The sequence below is a fragment of the Enterobacter sp. HSTU-ASh6 genome (assembly GCF_026319105.1).
In the GTDB taxonomy this organism is placed as follows: domain Bacteria; phylum Pseudomonadota; class Gammaproteobacteria; order Enterobacterales; family Enterobacteriaceae; genus Enterobacter; species Enterobacter sichuanensis.
In genome coordinates, this window is the sequence record NZ_WSPD01000002.1 from 258,721 (window position 1) to 274,491 (window position 15,771).

Annotated in this window: 14 protein-coding genes and 1 pseudogene; 11 read left to right on the forward strand and 4 right to left on the reverse strand. The window is 54.2% G+C overall.

What is annotated here, in order from left to right:
- Positions 1-72: 72 nt before the first annotated feature.
- Positions 73-2,706: a PqiB family protein gene (locus GM298_RS03605; RefSeq protein WP_152001961.1), complete on the reverse strand. Its 2,634-nt coding sequence runs from the start codon at positions 2,704-2,706 to the stop codon at positions 73-75.
- The gene (yebS, locus tag GM298_RS03610) at positions 2,675-3,958 is read right to left on the reverse strand and encodes a membrane integrity lipid transport subunit YebS (RefSeq protein WP_045286382.1); all 1,284 of its coding nucleotides are present in this window, start codon (positions 3,956-3,958) and stop codon (positions 2,675-2,677) included. The genes GM298_RS03605 and yebS overlap by 32 nt, the downstream gene beginning before the upstream one ends.
- 132 nt (positions 3,959-4,090) lie before the next feature.
- Between yebS and GM298_RS03615 the strand changes: the two genes are divergently transcribed.
- The 4 genes from GM298_RS03615 to htpX all read left to right on the forward strand — a co-directional run bounded on the left by GM298_RS03615 (position 4,091) and on the right by htpX (position 8,514).
- Entirely contained in the window at positions 4,091-4,588 is a 498-nt protein-coding gene (locus GM298_RS03615; protein WP_008500476.1) for a GAF domain-containing protein, read from the forward strand.
- Positions 4,589-4,684: 96 nt separating this feature from the next.
- On the forward strand, positions 4,685-5,371 hold the full coding sequence (proQ, locus tag GM298_RS03620; protein WP_025756901.1) for an RNA chaperone ProQ: 687 nt from the start codon (positions 4,685-4,687) through the stop codon (positions 5,369-5,371).
- Between the two features lie 19 nt (positions 5,372-5,390).
- Positions 5,391-7,439 carry a carboxy terminal-processing peptidase gene (gene prc, locus GM298_RS03625; protein ID WP_047958944.1) on the forward strand — a complete coding sequence of 683 codons (2,049 nt, stop codon included), beginning with the start codon at positions 5,391-5,393 and terminating at the stop codon, positions 7,437-7,439.
- 193 nt (positions 7,440-7,632) lie between these two features.
- Positions 7,633-8,514 (forward strand): protease HtpX, encoded by an 882-nt coding sequence (gene htpX / locus GM298_RS03630; RefSeq protein WP_014884290.1) that lies wholly within the window; start codon positions 7,633-7,635, stop codon positions 8,512-8,514.
- A 49-nt stretch (positions 8,515-8,563) separates the two neighbouring features.
- Here the strand turns inward: htpX and GM298_RS03635 are convergent, their stop codons facing one another.
- Positions 8,564-9,937, reverse strand: a complete 1,374-nt coding sequence (locus GM298_RS03635; protein ID WP_047958943.1) for an MFS transporter — start codon at positions 9,935-9,937, stop codon at positions 8,564-8,566.
- A 178-nt stretch (positions 9,938-10,115) separates the two neighbouring features.
- On the opposite strand from GM298_RS03635, the gene kdgR reads away from it, so the two are divergent.
- Positions 10,116-10,907 carry a DNA-binding transcriptional regulator KdgR gene (gene kdgR / locus GM298_RS03640; RefSeq protein WP_025756898.1) on the forward strand — a complete coding sequence of 264 codons (792 nt, stop codon included), beginning with the start codon at positions 10,116-10,118 and terminating at the stop codon, positions 10,905-10,907.
- A gap of 67 nt (positions 10,908-10,974) precedes the next feature.
- Here kdgR and GM298_RS03645 read toward each other — a convergent pair whose 3' ends face one another.
- Positions 10,975-11,214 carry a YobH family protein gene (locus GM298_RS03645; protein ID WP_025756897.1) on the reverse strand — a complete coding sequence of 80 codons (240 nt, stop codon included), beginning with the start codon at positions 11,212-11,214 and terminating at the stop codon, positions 10,975-10,977.
- Positions 11,215-11,375: 161 nt separating this feature from the next.
- On the opposite strand from GM298_RS03645, the gene mgrB reads away from it, so the two are divergent.
- The 6 genes and pseudogenes from mgrB (at position 11,376) to ftsI (ending at position 15,727) form a co-directional block, all read left to right on the forward strand.
- Positions 11,376-11,519 (forward strand): PhoP/PhoQ regulator MgrB, encoded by a 144-nt coding sequence (gene mgrB, locus GM298_RS03650; RefSeq protein WP_006175995.1) that lies wholly within the window; start codon positions 11,376-11,378, stop codon positions 11,517-11,519.
- 74 nt (positions 11,520-11,593) lie between these two features.
- A complete protein-coding gene (locus GM298_RS03655) occupies positions 11,594-11,884 on the forward strand; it encodes a YebO family protein (RefSeq protein ID WP_047958942.1) in 291 nt (96 codons plus the stop codon).
- Positions 11,885-11,907: 23 nt separating this feature from the next.
- Positions 11,908-12,897 carry an MBL fold metallo-hydrolase gene (locus GM298_RS03660; RefSeq protein WP_266153643.1) on the forward strand — a complete coding sequence of 330 codons (990 nt, stop codon included), beginning with the start codon at positions 11,908-11,910 and terminating at the stop codon, positions 12,895-12,897.
- A 525-nt stretch (positions 12,898-13,422) separates the two neighbouring features.
- Positions 13,423-13,567 (forward strand): annotated as a pseudogene (locus GM298_RS03665) (DUF2627 domain-containing protein).
- Positions 13,568-13,579: 12 nt separating this feature from the next.
- The gene (gene cspE, locus GM298_RS03670; RefSeq protein ID WP_001062678.1) at positions 13,580-13,789 is read left to right on the forward strand and encodes a transcription antiterminator/RNA stability regulator CspE; all 210 of its coding nucleotides are present in this window, start codon (positions 13,580-13,582) and stop codon (positions 13,787-13,789) included.
- Positions 13,790-14,008: 219 nt separating this feature from the next.
- Positions 14,009-15,727, forward strand: coding sequence for a peptidoglycan glycosyltransferase FtsI (ftsI, locus tag GM298_RS03675; protein WP_095450094.1), 1,719 nt, complete (start codon positions 14,009-14,011; stop codon positions 15,725-15,727).
- Positions 15,728-15,771 lie beyond the last annotated feature (44 nt).

Consider the following 15,771-nt stretch of genomic DNA (forward strand, 5'->3'; position numbering starts at 1 on the left):
CACCACAGGGAAAAGTTCAGGTGCACAGTGTAACATAAAGGCTCCGGCGCGTTGACACCGGAGCCTTTCAGATTAACGCGGCAGGGCCGTTCCCCACTCACGCCACTCTTTGGGTTCACTTTCAAGCAGCAGGAAGTGTTTACCCGGCTGCGCTTTCGGCGCCAGCGGCGTTCCCGGCGGCGTTGCAAAGGCAATGCCGCCGCGAATGAACTGATTGAAGGTGCCGGTTTTCACCACCCCTCCCGTCAGGCCGAAGTCCAGTGAATAGCCGGATGCCAGCCAGAATACCGAGTTGTTGCGGACAAGGTGCTGGTAACGTTCGCTGATGCGTAACGCCACCATCACGCGGTCGGAGAGTGTACCGAGCGTCAGGCCCGTAACCGTCCCCACCTCAATGCCGCGGAACAGGACCGGCGTACCGATGCTCAGCGAGCCAGCTTCCGGCACCTCCACCACAATGCTCAGGCCCCCCAGGTAGCGCGAGTCGGTGATTGTGGCTTCCTGCAGTTCGAAATCACGACGCGCATTGCCCTGGCCGGGCTCAACGTTGATATACGGCTGCAGGATGGTGTCGAGATGTTCCACCCCCGCGGCCGAAATCTGCGGTGTGACCACGGAGAAGCGCGAACCCGTGCGCGCAAAGGTCTGCACATATTCCGGATACAGCACGGCGGTGGCCTGCACCTCGTTGCGCGAGGTGATGAGCGTCAGCTTCTGGATCTGCCCGATATCAATGCCCAGATAGCGGATTGGCATGCCTTCCGCCAGCTTACCGGCATCAAACGCATGCAGGGTAATTTGCCCCCCCACGGCACGCGCGGCGGTTTCCGACGGGAAAAGAATACGCTTATCGCCTTTACGCAGATTGGCACCCGCACCGCTGAGATTATCGAAGCTAATCGCGCCGCGCAGCGCGCGTGAGAGCGGGGAAGCCTGCACGGTCAGCCCGTTACCATTGAGCTGAACTTTCGCGCCACCTTCGGCCCAGAAGACGCTGTTTGGCGTCAGCAGCTTGCGGTACTCGGGCTTGATATGCAGCTCGATATCAAACGCGTCCGCACGCGGGCGAACGGTAATCACTTCCCCGACTTCAAACTTGCGGTACAGCACCACGGAACCTGCCTGCACGTCCGGCAGCGTCTCAGCGCTTAATGTCAGCGTGGTGGTAGGAAGATCGCTCAGGCTGTTCTCAATCGCTTTTTCGAGGTTCGCGTATAGCGGGTAGCTGTCGCGCACGGGGCCTTTATCGCCCGGCAAAATGCGGATGCCGCCGTTAACCCATTCGCTGGCGCTGGCACCGAGGAACTCCACGCCGTCCAGACCTACCTTGACGTCGACGCGACTGTTCACCACGAATTTACTGTCGCCGTGCACCAGGTCGCTGTATTGCGGATCGATGGCGACCGAGAAGCTCACGCCACTCGCAGAGAGCTTACGCTCCAGCACCTGACCCACCTGCACGCCATGCAAAATCAACGGCTGTCCGGCTTCGATACCGTAACTTTCCGGGGCATTGAGCGTGACCGTCACCACCCCCGGTTTTTGCAGCAGGGCTTTATCCGCCGGGGCAACGACGAAGCTGTTGCTGGGTTGACCTTCACCGGGGATCAGCTCAAACGTATTGCCGGTGAGCAGGGTGCTGATATTGGCGTCGTTCAGGGAGAGCTTCGGACTGCGCATTTCGATACGTGTCTTCTCGCGCAGGAGATCGACCACGCTCGGATCGACCGTCATCTCGCCGGTGACCGAGCCGCCCGGGTTGAGGGTCATTTTGGTGAGCTGACCCACCTGCAGCCCCTGATACATCAGCGGCGTTGAGCCAGCTTTTAGCCCTTTCGCATCGGGCAGGGCCAGTTTGACAATCACCCCGCGCTGGCTGTGCGCCAGGTCAGCGTATAACCCGAACGTGTCGTCGGCGGTGGCCGGGCTTGAGTTTTCCGGGGAATCAAAGGCAATGGCGCCATTCACCAGTGCCGCCAGACTCTCCAGCTTCACCTTCGCACCGCTCAGGCTGAGATCGGCATCCACCCCGGAGACGTTCCAGAAGCGGCTGCCTTTTTTCACCAGGTTGGTGAAGCGACGTTCGATCAGCACATCAATGGTGACGCCCTGTTTGTTCGGGTTAATCGCGTAGTCGTACACGCGGCCAACCGGGATTTTACGGAAATAGACCAGGGAGCCACTGTTCAGCGAGCCGAGATCCGGCGCCTGCAGATGGATCATCAAATCGCCGTTATTGAGACGGTATTTGGGCTGGGTATCCAGCGCAACAAAGTGATCCTGGGGCTCACCTTTGCCCGGCATCATGCCGATATAGTTACCGCCCACCAGCGCATCCAGCCCGGAGACACCGGCCAGCGAGGCTTTCGGGGTCACCAGCCAGAACTGCGTTTCGCTGCGCAGGGCATCCTGCATGTCAGATTTGATACTGACCCGCACCTGGATCTTGTTCAGCCCTTTTCCAAGGGAGATGTCCTGAACCGTACCGACTTCAACCCCCTGGAAGCGAACAGGGGTTCGCCCGGCAACGATGCCGTCAGCGGTCTGGAAATCGATGGTCACAGTGCTTCCGCGATCTTCATAGCTCGTCCAGATAAGCCAGCCCGCAATCATCAGCGCGATGACAGGCAGCAACCAGAATGGCGAAATGCGGCGTTTAGTTTTAATTCTCGCTTCAGTCGGCGAAGCGGGGGTTTCCTGACTCATGTGCATCCCAAAGTAAGCGGCTATCCAGCCATTCCACAGCAAGAATAGTCAATATCACCGCAGAGCCGAAATAAAAAGCCGCGGGTCCCATTGTAAAAGCAAGTAGCTGGTCGCGATTGATGAGCGACATCATCAGCGAAATCACAAACAGATCCAACATTGACCAGCGGCCAATCCAGGTCACGAATCGCAGAAGCAGAATACGGGTGCGCAAACCTTGCTCACATTTAAAATGAATACTGATGAGCAGGGTAAACATCACGATCACTTTCGTAAACGGCACCAGAATACTGGCGATAAAGACGATTGCCGCCACGCCGATGTTGCTGTGTGCAAGCGAGATGATCCCCGAGAGAATGGTATCTTCCTGACGTCCGCCATTCACATAGATGATGGAGATGGGCAGCATATTGGCCGGGATCAGGAAGACCAGAGAGGCAATGAGCGCGGCCCAGCATTTCTGCAGACTGTTGTTGCGCCGCAGCCGCAACGGGATGTGGCACCGTGGGCAGCGGCCGCGCGCGTCGGGAAAGCCGGTATAGTGGCAGCCCAGACAAACCCGAAGATTCTCATCGGGGCGGGTCGCGGGGCGCTGAGGGTAAAAGCGCTCCCAGAGCTGCTCCACATTCAGATGGATCAGCGTCAGGATACTGAGCAAGACCAGACAAATGAAGGCAAACAGCCCGACGCCCGGCTGCAGAAACGCATAGTCCTGTACCTTTATTGACGCCACGCCCACGCCCACCAGGTAGATATCCAGCATCACCCACTCTTTCAGCTTTTCCAGCATCAGCAGCACCGGGCGCAGGTTCATGCCCAGAATGTTGCCAAACCAGAGGTAAGCAATGGCGGCGACCAGCACCAGCGGTGCGCCAACGGTGCAGAACAGCACCATGGCCGCGGTCAGCGGATCGCCCTGACGCGTCATCTGCCAGATCCCCTGCAGCACGTTGGCGTCGATACGCACGCCGAGCAGGTAAAGTTTGAGCAGCGGCTCGCTCCAGGCAAACGGCATCAGCAGCAGCATGGTGACCGCCATGGCGGCGAGGCGGGTTAACGACCAGTCGCGGCCGTCACGGATTTTGGCGTCGCAGCGGGGACAAAAGGCACTTTGGTGCGATTTCATCTTCGGCAACATAAAAAGCGTATCGCACTGAGGGCAACGCTGATAATGTGCACGGGGCAAAGCCTGGCTTACCGTATGGACAGTTATCTTTTTTGTCGGCGTAATTTTGGTTGTTTTTAAGGCCATCAGCTGCGCACAAATAAGTATTGTTGAAAGTTATAATAACTCATGAACGGATTCATCTTGAGCATGAGCGCATTTAATGCTTATTTTAATAGGCTATGCGGTAATTTTGTAAGACAACTAAGTGATTGAATAATGAACAAAACAGAATTCTACGCGGATCTGAACCGCGATTTTAAGGCATTGATGGCGGGTGAGACCAGCTTCTTAGCCACTCTGGCAAATACTAGCGCATTGCTGTTTGAACGTCTCTCTGACGTGAACTGGGCTGGCTTTTACCTCCTGGAAGGGGAAACGCTGGTGCTTGGCCCGTTCCAGGGCAAACTGGCCTGCGTGCGCATTCCGGTTGGTCGTGGTGTCTGCGGTACCGCGGTGGCTGAGAATCAGGTACAGCGTGTGGAAGATGTGCATGCGTTTGACGGTCACATTGCCTGTGATGCCGCCAGTAATTCTGAAATCGTTCTGCCGCTGGTGGTAAAAAATCAGATTATTGGCGTTCTGGACATCGACAGTACGGTCTTCAGTCGCTTTACAACCGAGGACGAACAGGGGCTGCGCGAGTTGGTGGCGAATCTGGAAAATGTACTCGCAGCAACCGATTATCAAAAATTCTTTGCGAGCGTCGCAGGATAATCAACGGATAACGTAGCATTTACGGATAGCGTCATTATAATGACGCCTGTTCATGCCTGCGCTTGTTGGCAACGTCCGTTGTAATCAGGAAATTTCATGGAAAATCAACCTAAGTTGAATAGCAGTAAAGAAGTTATCGCATTTCTGGCCGAGCGTTTCCCACAGTGCTTCAGCGCTGAAGGCGAAGCTCGTCCCCTGAAAGTCGGTATTTTTCAGGATCTGGTAGCGCGCGTTGAGGGGGAAATGAACCTCAGCAAAACTCAGCTGCGTTCCGCCTTACGTCTTTATACTTCGAGCTGGCGTTACCTGTACGGTATCAAACCGGGCGCGACCCGTGTGGATCTCGACGGCAATCCTTGTGGTGAGCTGGACGAGCAGCACGTAGAGCACGCGCGTAAACAGCTGGAAGAAGCCAAAGCACGCGTTCAGGCACAACGTGCTGAACAGCAAGCGAAAAAACGTGAAGCCGCAGCGGCTAATGGTCAGGAAGACGCGCCTCGTCGCGAGCGTAAACCTCGTCCTGCGCCACGTCGCAACGACAACAACGATCGCAAACCGCGTGCTGACAAACCAGCAGCTAAAGCCCCGCGCGCCCCTCGTGAAGAGCCGCGCCACACTCCAGTTTCTGACATTAACGCTCTGAGCGTAGGTCAGGCTCTGAAGGTAAAAGCGGGTAACAATGCTATGGACGCCACCGTACTGGAAATCACCAAAGATGGCGTTCGTGTACAGCTGACTTCTGGTATGTCAATGATTGTACGCGCAGAACACTTGTTGTTCTGAAACGGAGGCCAAGCCTGGCATGAACACTTTTTTTAAGCTCACCGCGCTGGCGGGCCTGTTTGCCATAACAGGTCATGCTTTTGCAGTGGACGATATCACCCGTGTTGATCAAATTCCGGTACTCAAGGAAGAGACGCAGCACGCGACGGTGAGCGAGCGCGTGACCTCACGTTTTACCCGTTCGCACTATCGTCAGTTCGATCTCGATCAGGCCTTCTCGGCCAAAATCTTTGACCGCTATCTGAACTTGCTGGATTACAGTCATAACGTTTTGCTCGCCAGTGATGTCGAGCAGTTCGCTAAGCGTAAATCCGAGGTGGGTGACGAGTTGCGTTCAGGCAAGCTGGATCTGTTCTACGATCTCTACAACCTGTCGCAAAAGCGCCGCTTCGAACGCTATCAGTACGCGCTAAAAGTGCTGGAACGTCCGATGGACTTCACCGGCAACGACACCTTTAATCTGGACCGCAGTAAAGCGCCCTGGCCGAAAGATGAAGCCGAGCTGAATGCGCTGTGGGACAGTAAAGTGAAATACGACGAACTGAGCCTGAAGCTCACGGGCAAAGATGAAAAAGAGATCCGTGACACGCTGACGCGCCGTTACAAATTTGCCATTCGTCGTCTGGCGCAGACCAACAGTGAGGACGTCTTCTCGCTGGCCATGACGGCCTTTGCGCACGAAATCGATCCGCACACAAACTATCTCTCTCCGCGCAACACCGAACAGTTCAATACTGAAATGAGCCTGTCTCTGGAAGGTATCGGCGCGGTGTTGCAGATGGATGATGATTACACGGTGATCAATTCGATGGTCGCAGGTGGTCCGGCATCCAAGAGTAAAGCGATCAGCGTCGGCGATCGTATTGTCGGTGTGGGTCAAACCGGCCAGAACATGGTTGATGTGATCGGCTGGCGTCTTGATGACGTGGTTGCGCTGATCAAAGGCCCGAAAGGCAGCAAGGTTCGTCTGGAAATTCTGCCAGCCGGAAAAGGCACCAAAACCCGTATCGTTACCCTGACCCGTGAGCGTATCCGTCTGGAAGACCGCGCGGTGAAAATGTCGGTGAAAACCGTGGGTAAAGAGAAGGTGGGAGTCCTGGATATTCCGGGCTTCTATGTGGGGCTAACCGACGATGTGAAAGTGCAGCTGCAGAAGCTTGAAAAGCAGAACGTCAGCAGCGTAATTATCGACCTGCGCAGTAACGGCGGCGGTGCGCTGACGGAAGCGGTTTCACTCTCTGGTCTGTTTATTCCTTCAGGTCCGGTGGTTCAGGTCCGCGATAATAACGGTAAAGTCCGTGAAGATGCCGACAACGACGGCGTGGTTTACTACAAAGGCCCGCTGGTGGTCCTGGTTGACCGCTTCAGTGCGTCCGCGTCTGAAATCTTTGCCGCTGCCATGCAGGATTACGGCCGTGCGCTGATTGTGGGCGAACCGACGTTCGGTAAAGGGACCGTTCAGCAGTACCGCTCCCTGAACCGTATTTACGATCAGATGCTGCGTCCGGAATGGCCAGCGCTGGGGTCGGTTCAGTACACCATTCAGAAATTCTACCGTGTGAATGGCGGCAGTACGCAGCGTAAAGGCGTGACGCCAGACATCATCATGCCGACAGGCACGGAAGAGACGGAAACCGGCGAGAAGTTTGAAGATAACGCCTTGCCGTGGGACAGCATCAATGCCGCGACCTATGTCAAAGCCGGTGATATGACCCAGTTTGGTCCGGAATTGCTGAAAGACCATAACGAACGCATCGCGAAAGATCCTGAATTCCAGTACATCATGAAGGACATTGCTCGCTTCAATGCCATGAAAGATAAACGGAATATTGTTTCTCTGAACTACGCTCAGCGTGAGAAAGAGAACAACGAGGATGACGCAACCCGTCTGGCGCGTATCAACGACCGCTTCAAACGCGAAGGCAAGCCGTTGCTCAAGAAACTGGACGATCTGCCTAAAGATTACCAGGAGCCGGATCCATATCTGGACGAGACGGTGCATATCGCACTTGACCTGGCGAATCTGGAAAAAGAGAAGCCTGCCGAGCAGCCCGCTCCGGCAAAATAATCTCCCAACAGGCACAAGACATTGTGCCTGTTTCTTTTTGTTCTGCATCCTTCCGTCAGCCAGCTTTCCAATTGTGTAAAGTTGTGTCTTTCTGGTGACTTACGCCCGCCGGATGCTTGAAAATAGCCGTAATACCCATACGATGTGGGTAATCGCATAGTGCGTTTTGTTAAACTGAGGTAAAAAGAAAATTATGATGCGAATCGCGCTCTTCCTGCTCACCAACCTGGCGGTGATGGTGGTTTTCGGGCTTGTGCTAAGCCTGACAGGAATTCAGTCGAGCAGCGTTCAGGGTCTGTTGATTATGGCGCTGCTGTTTGGTTTTGGTGGCTCTTTCATTTCCCTGCTGATGTCGAAGTGGATGGCACTGAAATCGGTGGGCGGTGAGGTCATTGAGCAACCGCGTAACGATATGGAACAGTGGCTGATGAATACGGTGGCGCAGCAATCCCGTCAGGCCGGGATCGCCATGCCGCAGGTCGCCATTTACCATGCTCCGGATATTAACGCTTTCGCCACGGGTGCCCGTCGTGATGCGTCACTGGTTGCCGTGAGCACCGGTCTGCTGCAGAACATGAGCCGTGACGAAGCCGAAGCGGTTATTGCCCACGAGATCAGCCATATTGCCAACGGCGACATGGTGACCATGACCCTGATTCAGGGCGTGGTGAACACCTTCGTTATCTTTATCTCCCGTATTCTGGCGCAGATTGCGGCAGGTTTTATGGGTGGGAACCGCGACGAAGGCGAAGAGAGCAACGGTAACCCGCTGATCTACTTTGCCGTCTCAATGGTGCTGGAGCTGGTATTCGGTATTCTGGCCAGTATCATCACCATGTGGTTCTCACGTCACCGTGAATTCCATGCGGATGCCGGCTCTGCGAAGCTGGTCGGTCGTGAGAAGATGATTGCTGCCCTGCAGCGTCTGAAAACCAGCTACGAGCCGCAGGAAGCGAACAGCATGATGGCCTTCTGCATCAACGGTAAATCAAAATCGCTGAGCGAGCTGTTTATGTCTCACCCGCCGCTGGATAAGCGTATTGAAGCGCTGCGCAGTGGGGAATACCTGAAGTAAGTAAAGCAGCGTACTAAGCCGGGCAGGAGACCACTCCGCCCGGCTTTTTTTATGCCTGAACCCTGGGCTGGGTCACCCGCAGGCCGCTGACGATAGCCGCAAGGGTGGCAAGTACACCGGCGGTGAGAAGTGCAACATGGTTGCCGTTCTGGCCAGCGAGGTTAAACATCAGGGCGACCAGCGCCGCACCGGTGCTTTGTCCCAACAGACGCGCGGTCCCCAGCATGCCGCTGGCCCCACCGCTGCGATGACGTGGCGCCGAAGTAATAATGGTGTGGTTGTTAGGGGACTGGAACAGGCCAAACCCCGCTCCGCACAGCACCATGCGCCAGATGATATCCAGGTCTGAAGGCGACGACGGCAGCAGTGCCAGCGCGAAAAGCCCCGTCGCCATCACCGCCAGCCCCAGCGCACCCAACAAACCGGCGTGAACGCGTTCGATCAGATAGCCCGCCAGCGGGGCCATCACCATTGTTGCCAGCGGCCACGGGGTTAACAGCAGCCCGGTCTCTACTTCTGAACGTCCGACCACACTCTGCAGGAAGAACGGCAGCGAAACCAGGGCCAGCATCTGCGCGCAGAACGAACAGACAGAGGTGCAAATGGAGAGTGAAAAGAGGGGGATCCGCAGCAGATCAACCGGCAGTAAAGGCACCGGCAGAGCAAGCTGGCGGCGAACAAAGAAGAAGCCTGTCACCAGCAGTGCGAGGAGTTCCACCCCGGTAAGCATCAACGATTGCCCCTGCGCAAAACCGCTCAGGGCGGTAATCAGCAGACCAAAGGTGAGGGCATTCATCACCGCGCTCGCCACGTCGAAGCGCGGCATGGTGCTTTTCGGGCCGTTAGCGGGAAGAAAACGCAGGGCAAAGAAGATGGCCACCATTCCCAAAGGCACGTTTATGGCAAACAGCCATTGCCAGGACGCAACGGACAGGATCGCCGCCGCGATGGTTGGCCCGGCAGCGGAAGAGACGGCGACAATAAACGAGTTTATCCCCATCCCGCGGCCCAGATGGCGCTGCGGATAAATTAAGCGGATCAGCGCCGTGTTGACGCTCATGAGCGCCGCGCCGCCAAAACCTTGCGCAATGCGCGCCAGCGTCAGGGTATGCAGTGAATCCGACAGGGCGCATAACAATGAGGTGAGAGTGAAAACCACCAGACCGCACTGATACACCCGACGGTAACCAAACATATCGCCGAGGAATGAGAACGAAAGCAGCGAAACCACAATCGCAATCTGGTAGGCGTTAACAATCCATATCGAACTGGCCGGGGAGGCATGCAGATCGCTGGCGATGGTTGGCAGGGCAACGTTTGCAATGGCGCCGTCAAGGACGGCCATTGAGATACCAATAATGATGGTTGCTATCGCGCCATAGCGCTGGGGTAAAGGCAGACCATCGGAAAGATTCTTTTCCATCAGGAGTAAAAAGCTCAGCGTGAAATTATTCTCAGGGTAACTATTTTAGCACTGTTACTGGCGCGATATGTCGCAGATTTGTAACGAAGTAAACGGGGACTGATTGCAGGTGACATGACGGGTACTTATAATAAAAACCGGTTCTGATTTTTATAAAACACTCTCTATGAGGTGGTAAATGGCTATTGCGGATTTGGATAAACAGCCAGATTCTGTTTCTTCCGTGCTGAAGGTGTTTGGCATCTTACAGGCGCTCGGGGAAGAGCGTGAGATTGGTATTACAGAGTTGTCGCAGCGTGTGATGATGTCGAAAAGCACCGTTTATCGCTTTTTGCAAACCATGAAGTCACTGGGGTACGTTGCCCAGGAAGGCGAGTCTGAAAAATACTCTCTGACGCTGAAACTGTTCGAGCTGGGCGCCCGTGCATTGCAAAATGTTGACCTGATCCGCAGCGCTGATATTCAGATGCGTGAAATCTCGCGTCTGACCAAAGAGACCATCCATCTCGGCGCGCTGGATGAAGACAGCATTGTTTACATCCATAAAATCGACTCCATGTATAACCTGCGTATGTATTCACGCATTGGACGTCGCAACCCGCTCTACAGTACCGCTATCGGTAAGGTTCTGCTGGCGTGGCGCGATCGCGATGAGGTGAAACAGATCCTCGAGGGCGTGGAGTACAAACGCAGCACTGAACGAACAATAACCAATACGGATGCGCTGTTAACGGTGCTCGATCAGGTGCGTGAGCAGGGGTATGGCGAGGATAACGAAGAACAGGAAGAAGGGCTGCGCTGCATCGGCGTGCCGGTGTTTGACCGCTTTGGTGTGGTGATTGCGGGCCTGAGTATCTCTTTCCCGACCCTGCGCTTCTCCGAAGAGCGTTTGCACGAGTACGTGGCGATTCTGCACACGGCCGCGCGTAAAATTTCTGAACAGATGGGTTATCACGACTACCCGTTTTAATCGTTGTTAGCATAAAAAAACGCCGCATCTGTTGCGGCGTTTTTGTGTCTGAGGCTAAGAAGAGGGGTTAGCCATTATCAATGACAACGGACGTTTTACGCAGCACAGGGCAGTTGGTTAAACCAATAATCCCGCTGTCAGTATGCAGATATTGCGCCGTGCTCAGACCTTGCGCGGTTAAGTATTTACATTGAATGCCGAGTCCGGCTGCATTTTCGTTGCTTCCCGCGAGTACGCCATAACCCGTTAACAGAAGACCCGTCCAGACGACGGCCAGTGCAATAATTGTTCGAATGATTAATCGCATCATTACCTCTTTTATCGTTGTTATCATACATTCAGCCTAAACGGTTTACGCTCTGAAACAAGTGCAGAATTCTTAAAAGGGGGGTGATGGCGGTACAGTTAGTCCTTGTTTAAGATAAGCGTGTTAACCTGGTGGCATCAGGTCTTTAAACGGAGTGTGGAGTGAAAAAAATACGCTGGGTGATTCTGATTATCGTGCTGATAGCGTGCGTGGTGTTATGGACGCAGACTATCAATGTGATGTGCGATCAGGATGTACAGTTTTTTAGCGGCGTTTGCGCAATCAATAAGTTTATTCCGTGGTAATACGCATTTTTTCTCAAGGTGATTTCCTTCCTTCGCGCCAGTGGTAAAATAGACGTTTTTATTGAGGTGGTGAAATGGGTGAGTTACTGAATTCAGGGCTGCTGAATATGGCATCCCTGATGATGTCTTTGGTGGTGCTGCTTGTGGGCCTGGTCGTTTGGTTTTTCGTGAACCGCGCCAGTTCACGTACGAACGAGCAGATCGAACTGCTGGAAGCGCTGCTCGATCAGCAAAAGCGCCAGAATGCGTTGCTTCGCCGTTTGTGTGAAGCGAACGAACCGGAAGAGAAAGACGCGCCGAAAGACGCGGTTGCTGAAGACAAGAAAGACGAAGACGACTTTATCCGCCTGGTGGCTGAGCGTTAATCTTTTTGCGTTGGGAGGTGGCCGTGGTCTGGAAAAATCCCTGGTATGACCCCTCCCTGAACCATCACACCCCAAACGGTTTTCGTAATACCCAACCTGGTGGACATCAACCCGGCGACCTTGACCGCTGGCGTAAAGCGCGTAAAGAGGCCGGTCTACCGAAACCGCCCACACTGGGTTATGACAATTTTATTCGCCAGTGGTGGCAACCCGCTGTGCTCACGCAACCGCATGAAGATGGCGTATGGTGGCTGGGGCATGCGAGCGTGTTGCTGCAGATGGACGGCAATATCCTCCTGACCGATCCGGTATTTTCACGGCGTGCTTCTCCGCTTCCTTTTCTCGGACCACAGCGAAGGACGCCTCCCGCACTGTCTGTCGACAAGCTTCAGCAACTTGATGCGGTCGTCATCTCCCATAATCACTACGATCATCTTGATGACGCGACCATTCGCCGTATTCTCAGGCGTTTTCCCAATGTGCAGCTCTTTGTTCCTCTTGGCCTGGCTGCCTGGTTTCGACGTCGGGGAGCAAAACAGGTGGTTGAACTCGACTGGTGGCAAAGTTTCACCTGGCAGGGAATGACGCTCACTGCTGTACCGGCGCAGCACTGGAGTATGCGCACGCCGTGGAACCGCAATCGCTCGTTATGGTGCGGCTGGGTCATGGAAGGACGACATCACCGTTTCTGGTTCAGCGGTGACACCGGGTATTCCCCTGAACTGCTGTTGATACCGGAACGTCTGGGGCCGGTTGATGTTGCCGCATTACCGATTGGTGCCTATGCCCCAAGATGGTTCATGGCTGTCCATCATATGGATCCGCAATCGGCAGTAGCATTATGGCAGCAACTGGGGTCTCCACTGGCGTTTCCCATTCACTGGGGCGTGTTTGAGCTGGCGGATGAAGCGCTGGATGAACCCGTGCAGGAGTTAATTACTGCGCTAGATAATTTAGCACCAGTTAATCATTCCTTCAGAATATTGAAAATTGGTGAATATTTATCCTTATAAACGAAGCGACAGGTTTCAGCATATATTCTGTATAAACGGGGGCGTGAGATTGTTTTATTTTTATCGAAACGTTTTGCTTGCCTTCTTTTGATGCAGCGTCATAAAAATTTCATTATTTTGGTGCATAACACTGTTTATAACCTGGTGCATTTTAATACAGCAGCGGTCAGATTATTAACACTGCTTTTTCCCTGAAACAATTTGGTCGCGTTACAATGATTTAAGCATAACTTTTCACAAATTGTTCTAACTCAATCATTGCGTAAGATTTCTTTTCCCGTTTGCTGGACGCTTTGGAATGATTGAGCTATGTTAAAAATGTCTTAGATTACAGCGACTGTGAGAGCAGCGCTGGGGCTTTGTAACGTAGCAGGGCTGTCTGTTCGCGATGCGCATAATTGTGCAGAACCTGGCAGGCATTGTTCGAATTTGTGCGGCGGATCGAGACATGTTTAAAAATGGCTTGCCATATTAAACATTGTGTGTGATAACACGTTTTGGGTCAAACGAGGTACAGTTCTGTTTATGTGTGGCATTTTCAGTAAAGAAGTCCTGAGTAAACACGTTGTCGTTGAATACCGCTTCTCTGCCGAACCTTATATTAGTGCCTCATGCAGTAATGTCTCAGTTTTATCTCAGTTAATGCCTGCGGGCTAAGAAAACACTCTAAGGAATTTTGCAAATGGCAAAGATTAAAGGTCAAGTTAAGTGGTTCAACGAGTCTAAAGGTTTTGGTTTCATTACTCCTGCTGACGGCAGCAAAGACGTGTTCGTACACTTCTCTGCAATCCAGGGTAACGGCTTCAAAACTCTGGCTGAAGGCCAGAACGTTGAGTTCGAAATTCAGGATGGCCAGAAAGGCCCTGCTGCAGTTAACGTAACTGCTATCTGATCGAACCGCTGCTGACTGAAACGCGCCGCGTTTCAATCTCAGATATAAAGCCTCGCATCTCGCGGGGCTTTTTTATGTCCCTTATCTTTCAAAATATTACGATCTGCGGCCTTGTTAGTAACTTGTTGCAAAGCTGCGAGGTTCGTAGCACTGTTTCGCCACCTTCTTGTCGGCTTTTCCCGTTAAATCAGGGCGTTGTTTTACAGCCCTGGGGTACAGGTGAAAAAGAAATTGATAACGACCGCTGGAAATTTCACACCGGCGCGTTTTGCTCTGCTCTGTCTGGCGATTTTTTGTAGTCTGGCGTTTCTGTTGGGCCGCGTTGCCTGGCTGCAAATCGTCAAGCCTGACAATCTGGTGAAGCAGGAAGATATGCGCTCCCTCCGTCAGCTGGCGATTGATGCGCCGCGCGGCATGATAATGGATCGCGAAGGTCGTCCGCTGGCGGTGAGTGTGCCCGTCCGGGCCGTCTGGGCCGATCCCAAAACGGTGCTGGCAAAAGGCGGCGTCGGCGTTGATGAACGCTGGCAGGCGTTAGCGAACGCGCTGCATCTCTCGCTGGATACCCTCTCGGCACGCATCAACGCCAATCCCCAGGGGCGTTTCATTTACCTTGCCCGCCAGGTGGATCCCGCGCAGGCAAAGTGGATCGACAAACTAAATTTGCCCGGCATTAATTTACGCGATGAGTCCCGCCGTTTTTATCCGGCCGGCCATGTGGCCGCGAACCTGATTGGTTTCACCAACATCGACGGGCAGGGCATTGAAGGTGTAGAGAAGAGCTTCAATACGCAACTGACGGGCAAGGCAGGGGTGCGGCAGGTGAGGGAAGACCGCTATGGTCGCGTGGTTGAAAACCTGACAGAAGTTGCCCCCGTACCGGCGCATAACATCCAGTTGAGTATTGACGAGCGGCTGCAAACCATCACCGAAGATGCACTCGATAACGCCGTGGCCTGGAACAAGGCCGAGTCAGGTGCCTCCGTATTAATTAATATCCCCACCGGGGAAATACTCGCTATGGCCAGCTATCCGGATTTCAACCCCAATAACCGGGAAGGGGCGACAATAAACGATTTTCGCAATCGTGCGATCAGCGATACGTTCGAACCTGGTTCGACCGTCAAACCGCTGGTGCTGATGACCGCCCTGCAGCAGGGGCTGGTCAAGCCGGACAGCGTGATTGACACGCACCCGTACACCCTTGACGGGCATCGTATCCGCGACGTCGGTTACTATCCCGAACTGACCATGACCGGCATTCTGCAAAAATCGAGCGACACAGGCGTGTCCCGCCTCTCCCTGGCAATGCCGGTCCAGCATCTTCTCGATACCTATCGAAACTTTGGTTTTGGAACCCCAACCGAGCTTGGCCTGACGGGGGAGAGCGCGGGACTGTTGCCGCAGCGTAAATACTGGAGCCAGCTCGACCGCGCGACCTTTGCTTTCGGCTACGGGCTGATGGTCACGCCGCTGCAGCTGGCGCACGTCTACGCCACCATTGGAGGCTTCGGGCTTGAGCGTCCTCTTTCCATTACCCGTATTGATCCCCCCGTTATGGGCCACCGCGTTATGCCAGAAGAGATTGCGCATGAGGTAGAGCACATGATGGAGAGCGTCGCGCTACCCGGCGGCGGCGGGGTGAAGGCCGCCGTGCGCGATTACAGGGTAGCGGTGAAAACCGGTACGGCAAAGAAAATTGATGATAGCGGCAAATATGTCGATAAATACGTCGCCTACACCGCGGGCGTTGCTCCTGCCAGCGATCCGCGCTTTGCCCTGGTGGTGGTGATTAACGACCCGCAAAACGGGGCTTACTATGGCGGCGCCGTCTCTGCTCCCGTGTTCAGCGAGATTATGGGTAACGTGCTCCGTCTGGAAAATGTGAAACCTGACGGCTTACCGGCGGGCTCCGATCACCTGATCGTTATGCGCTAACCGGGCGTTTATAACCAGGGCGAATAGCGGTACACTTCGCCCTT

Coding starts and splice junctions, on each gene's coding strand:
- prc (WP_047958944.1), top strand. CDS start 5,391: ATGAACACTTTTTTTAAGCTCACCGCGCTGGCGGGCCTGTTTGCCATA.
- GM298_RS03615 (WP_008500476.1), top strand. CDS start 4,091: ATGAACAAAACAGAATTCTACGCGGATCTGAACCGCGATTTTAAGGCA.
- yebS (WP_045286382.1), bottom strand. CDS start 3,958: ATGGCCTTAAAAACAACCAAAATTACGCCGACAAAAAAGATAACTGTC.
- GM298_RS03645 (WP_025756897.1), bottom strand. CDS start 11,214: ATGCGATTAATCATTCGAACAATTATTGCACTGGCCGTCGTCTGGACG.
- kdgR (WP_025756898.1), top strand. CDS start 10,116: ATGGCTATTGCGGATTTGGATAAACAGCCAGATTCTGTTTCTTCCGTG.
- htpX (WP_014884290.1), top strand. CDS start 7,633: ATGATGCGAATCGCGCTCTTCCTGCTCACCAACCTGGCGGTGATGGTG.
- proQ (WP_025756901.1), top strand. CDS start 4,685: ATGGAAAATCAACCTAAGTTGAATAGCAGTAAAGAAGTTATCGCATTT.
- cspE (WP_001062678.1), top strand. CDS start 13,580: ATGGCAAAGATTAAAGGTCAAGTTAAGTGGTTCAACGAGTCTAAAGGT.
- GM298_RS03655 (WP_047958942.1), top strand. CDS start 11,594: ATGGGTGAGTTACTGAATTCAGGGCTGCTGAATATGGCATCCCTGATG.
- GM298_RS03635 (WP_047958943.1), bottom strand. CDS start 9,937: ATGGAAAAGAATCTTTCCGATGGTCTGCCTTTACCCCAGCGCTATGGC.
- GM298_RS03605 (WP_152001961.1), bottom strand. CDS start 2,706: ATGAGTCAGGAAACCCCCGCTTCGCCGACTGAAGCGAGAATTAAAACT.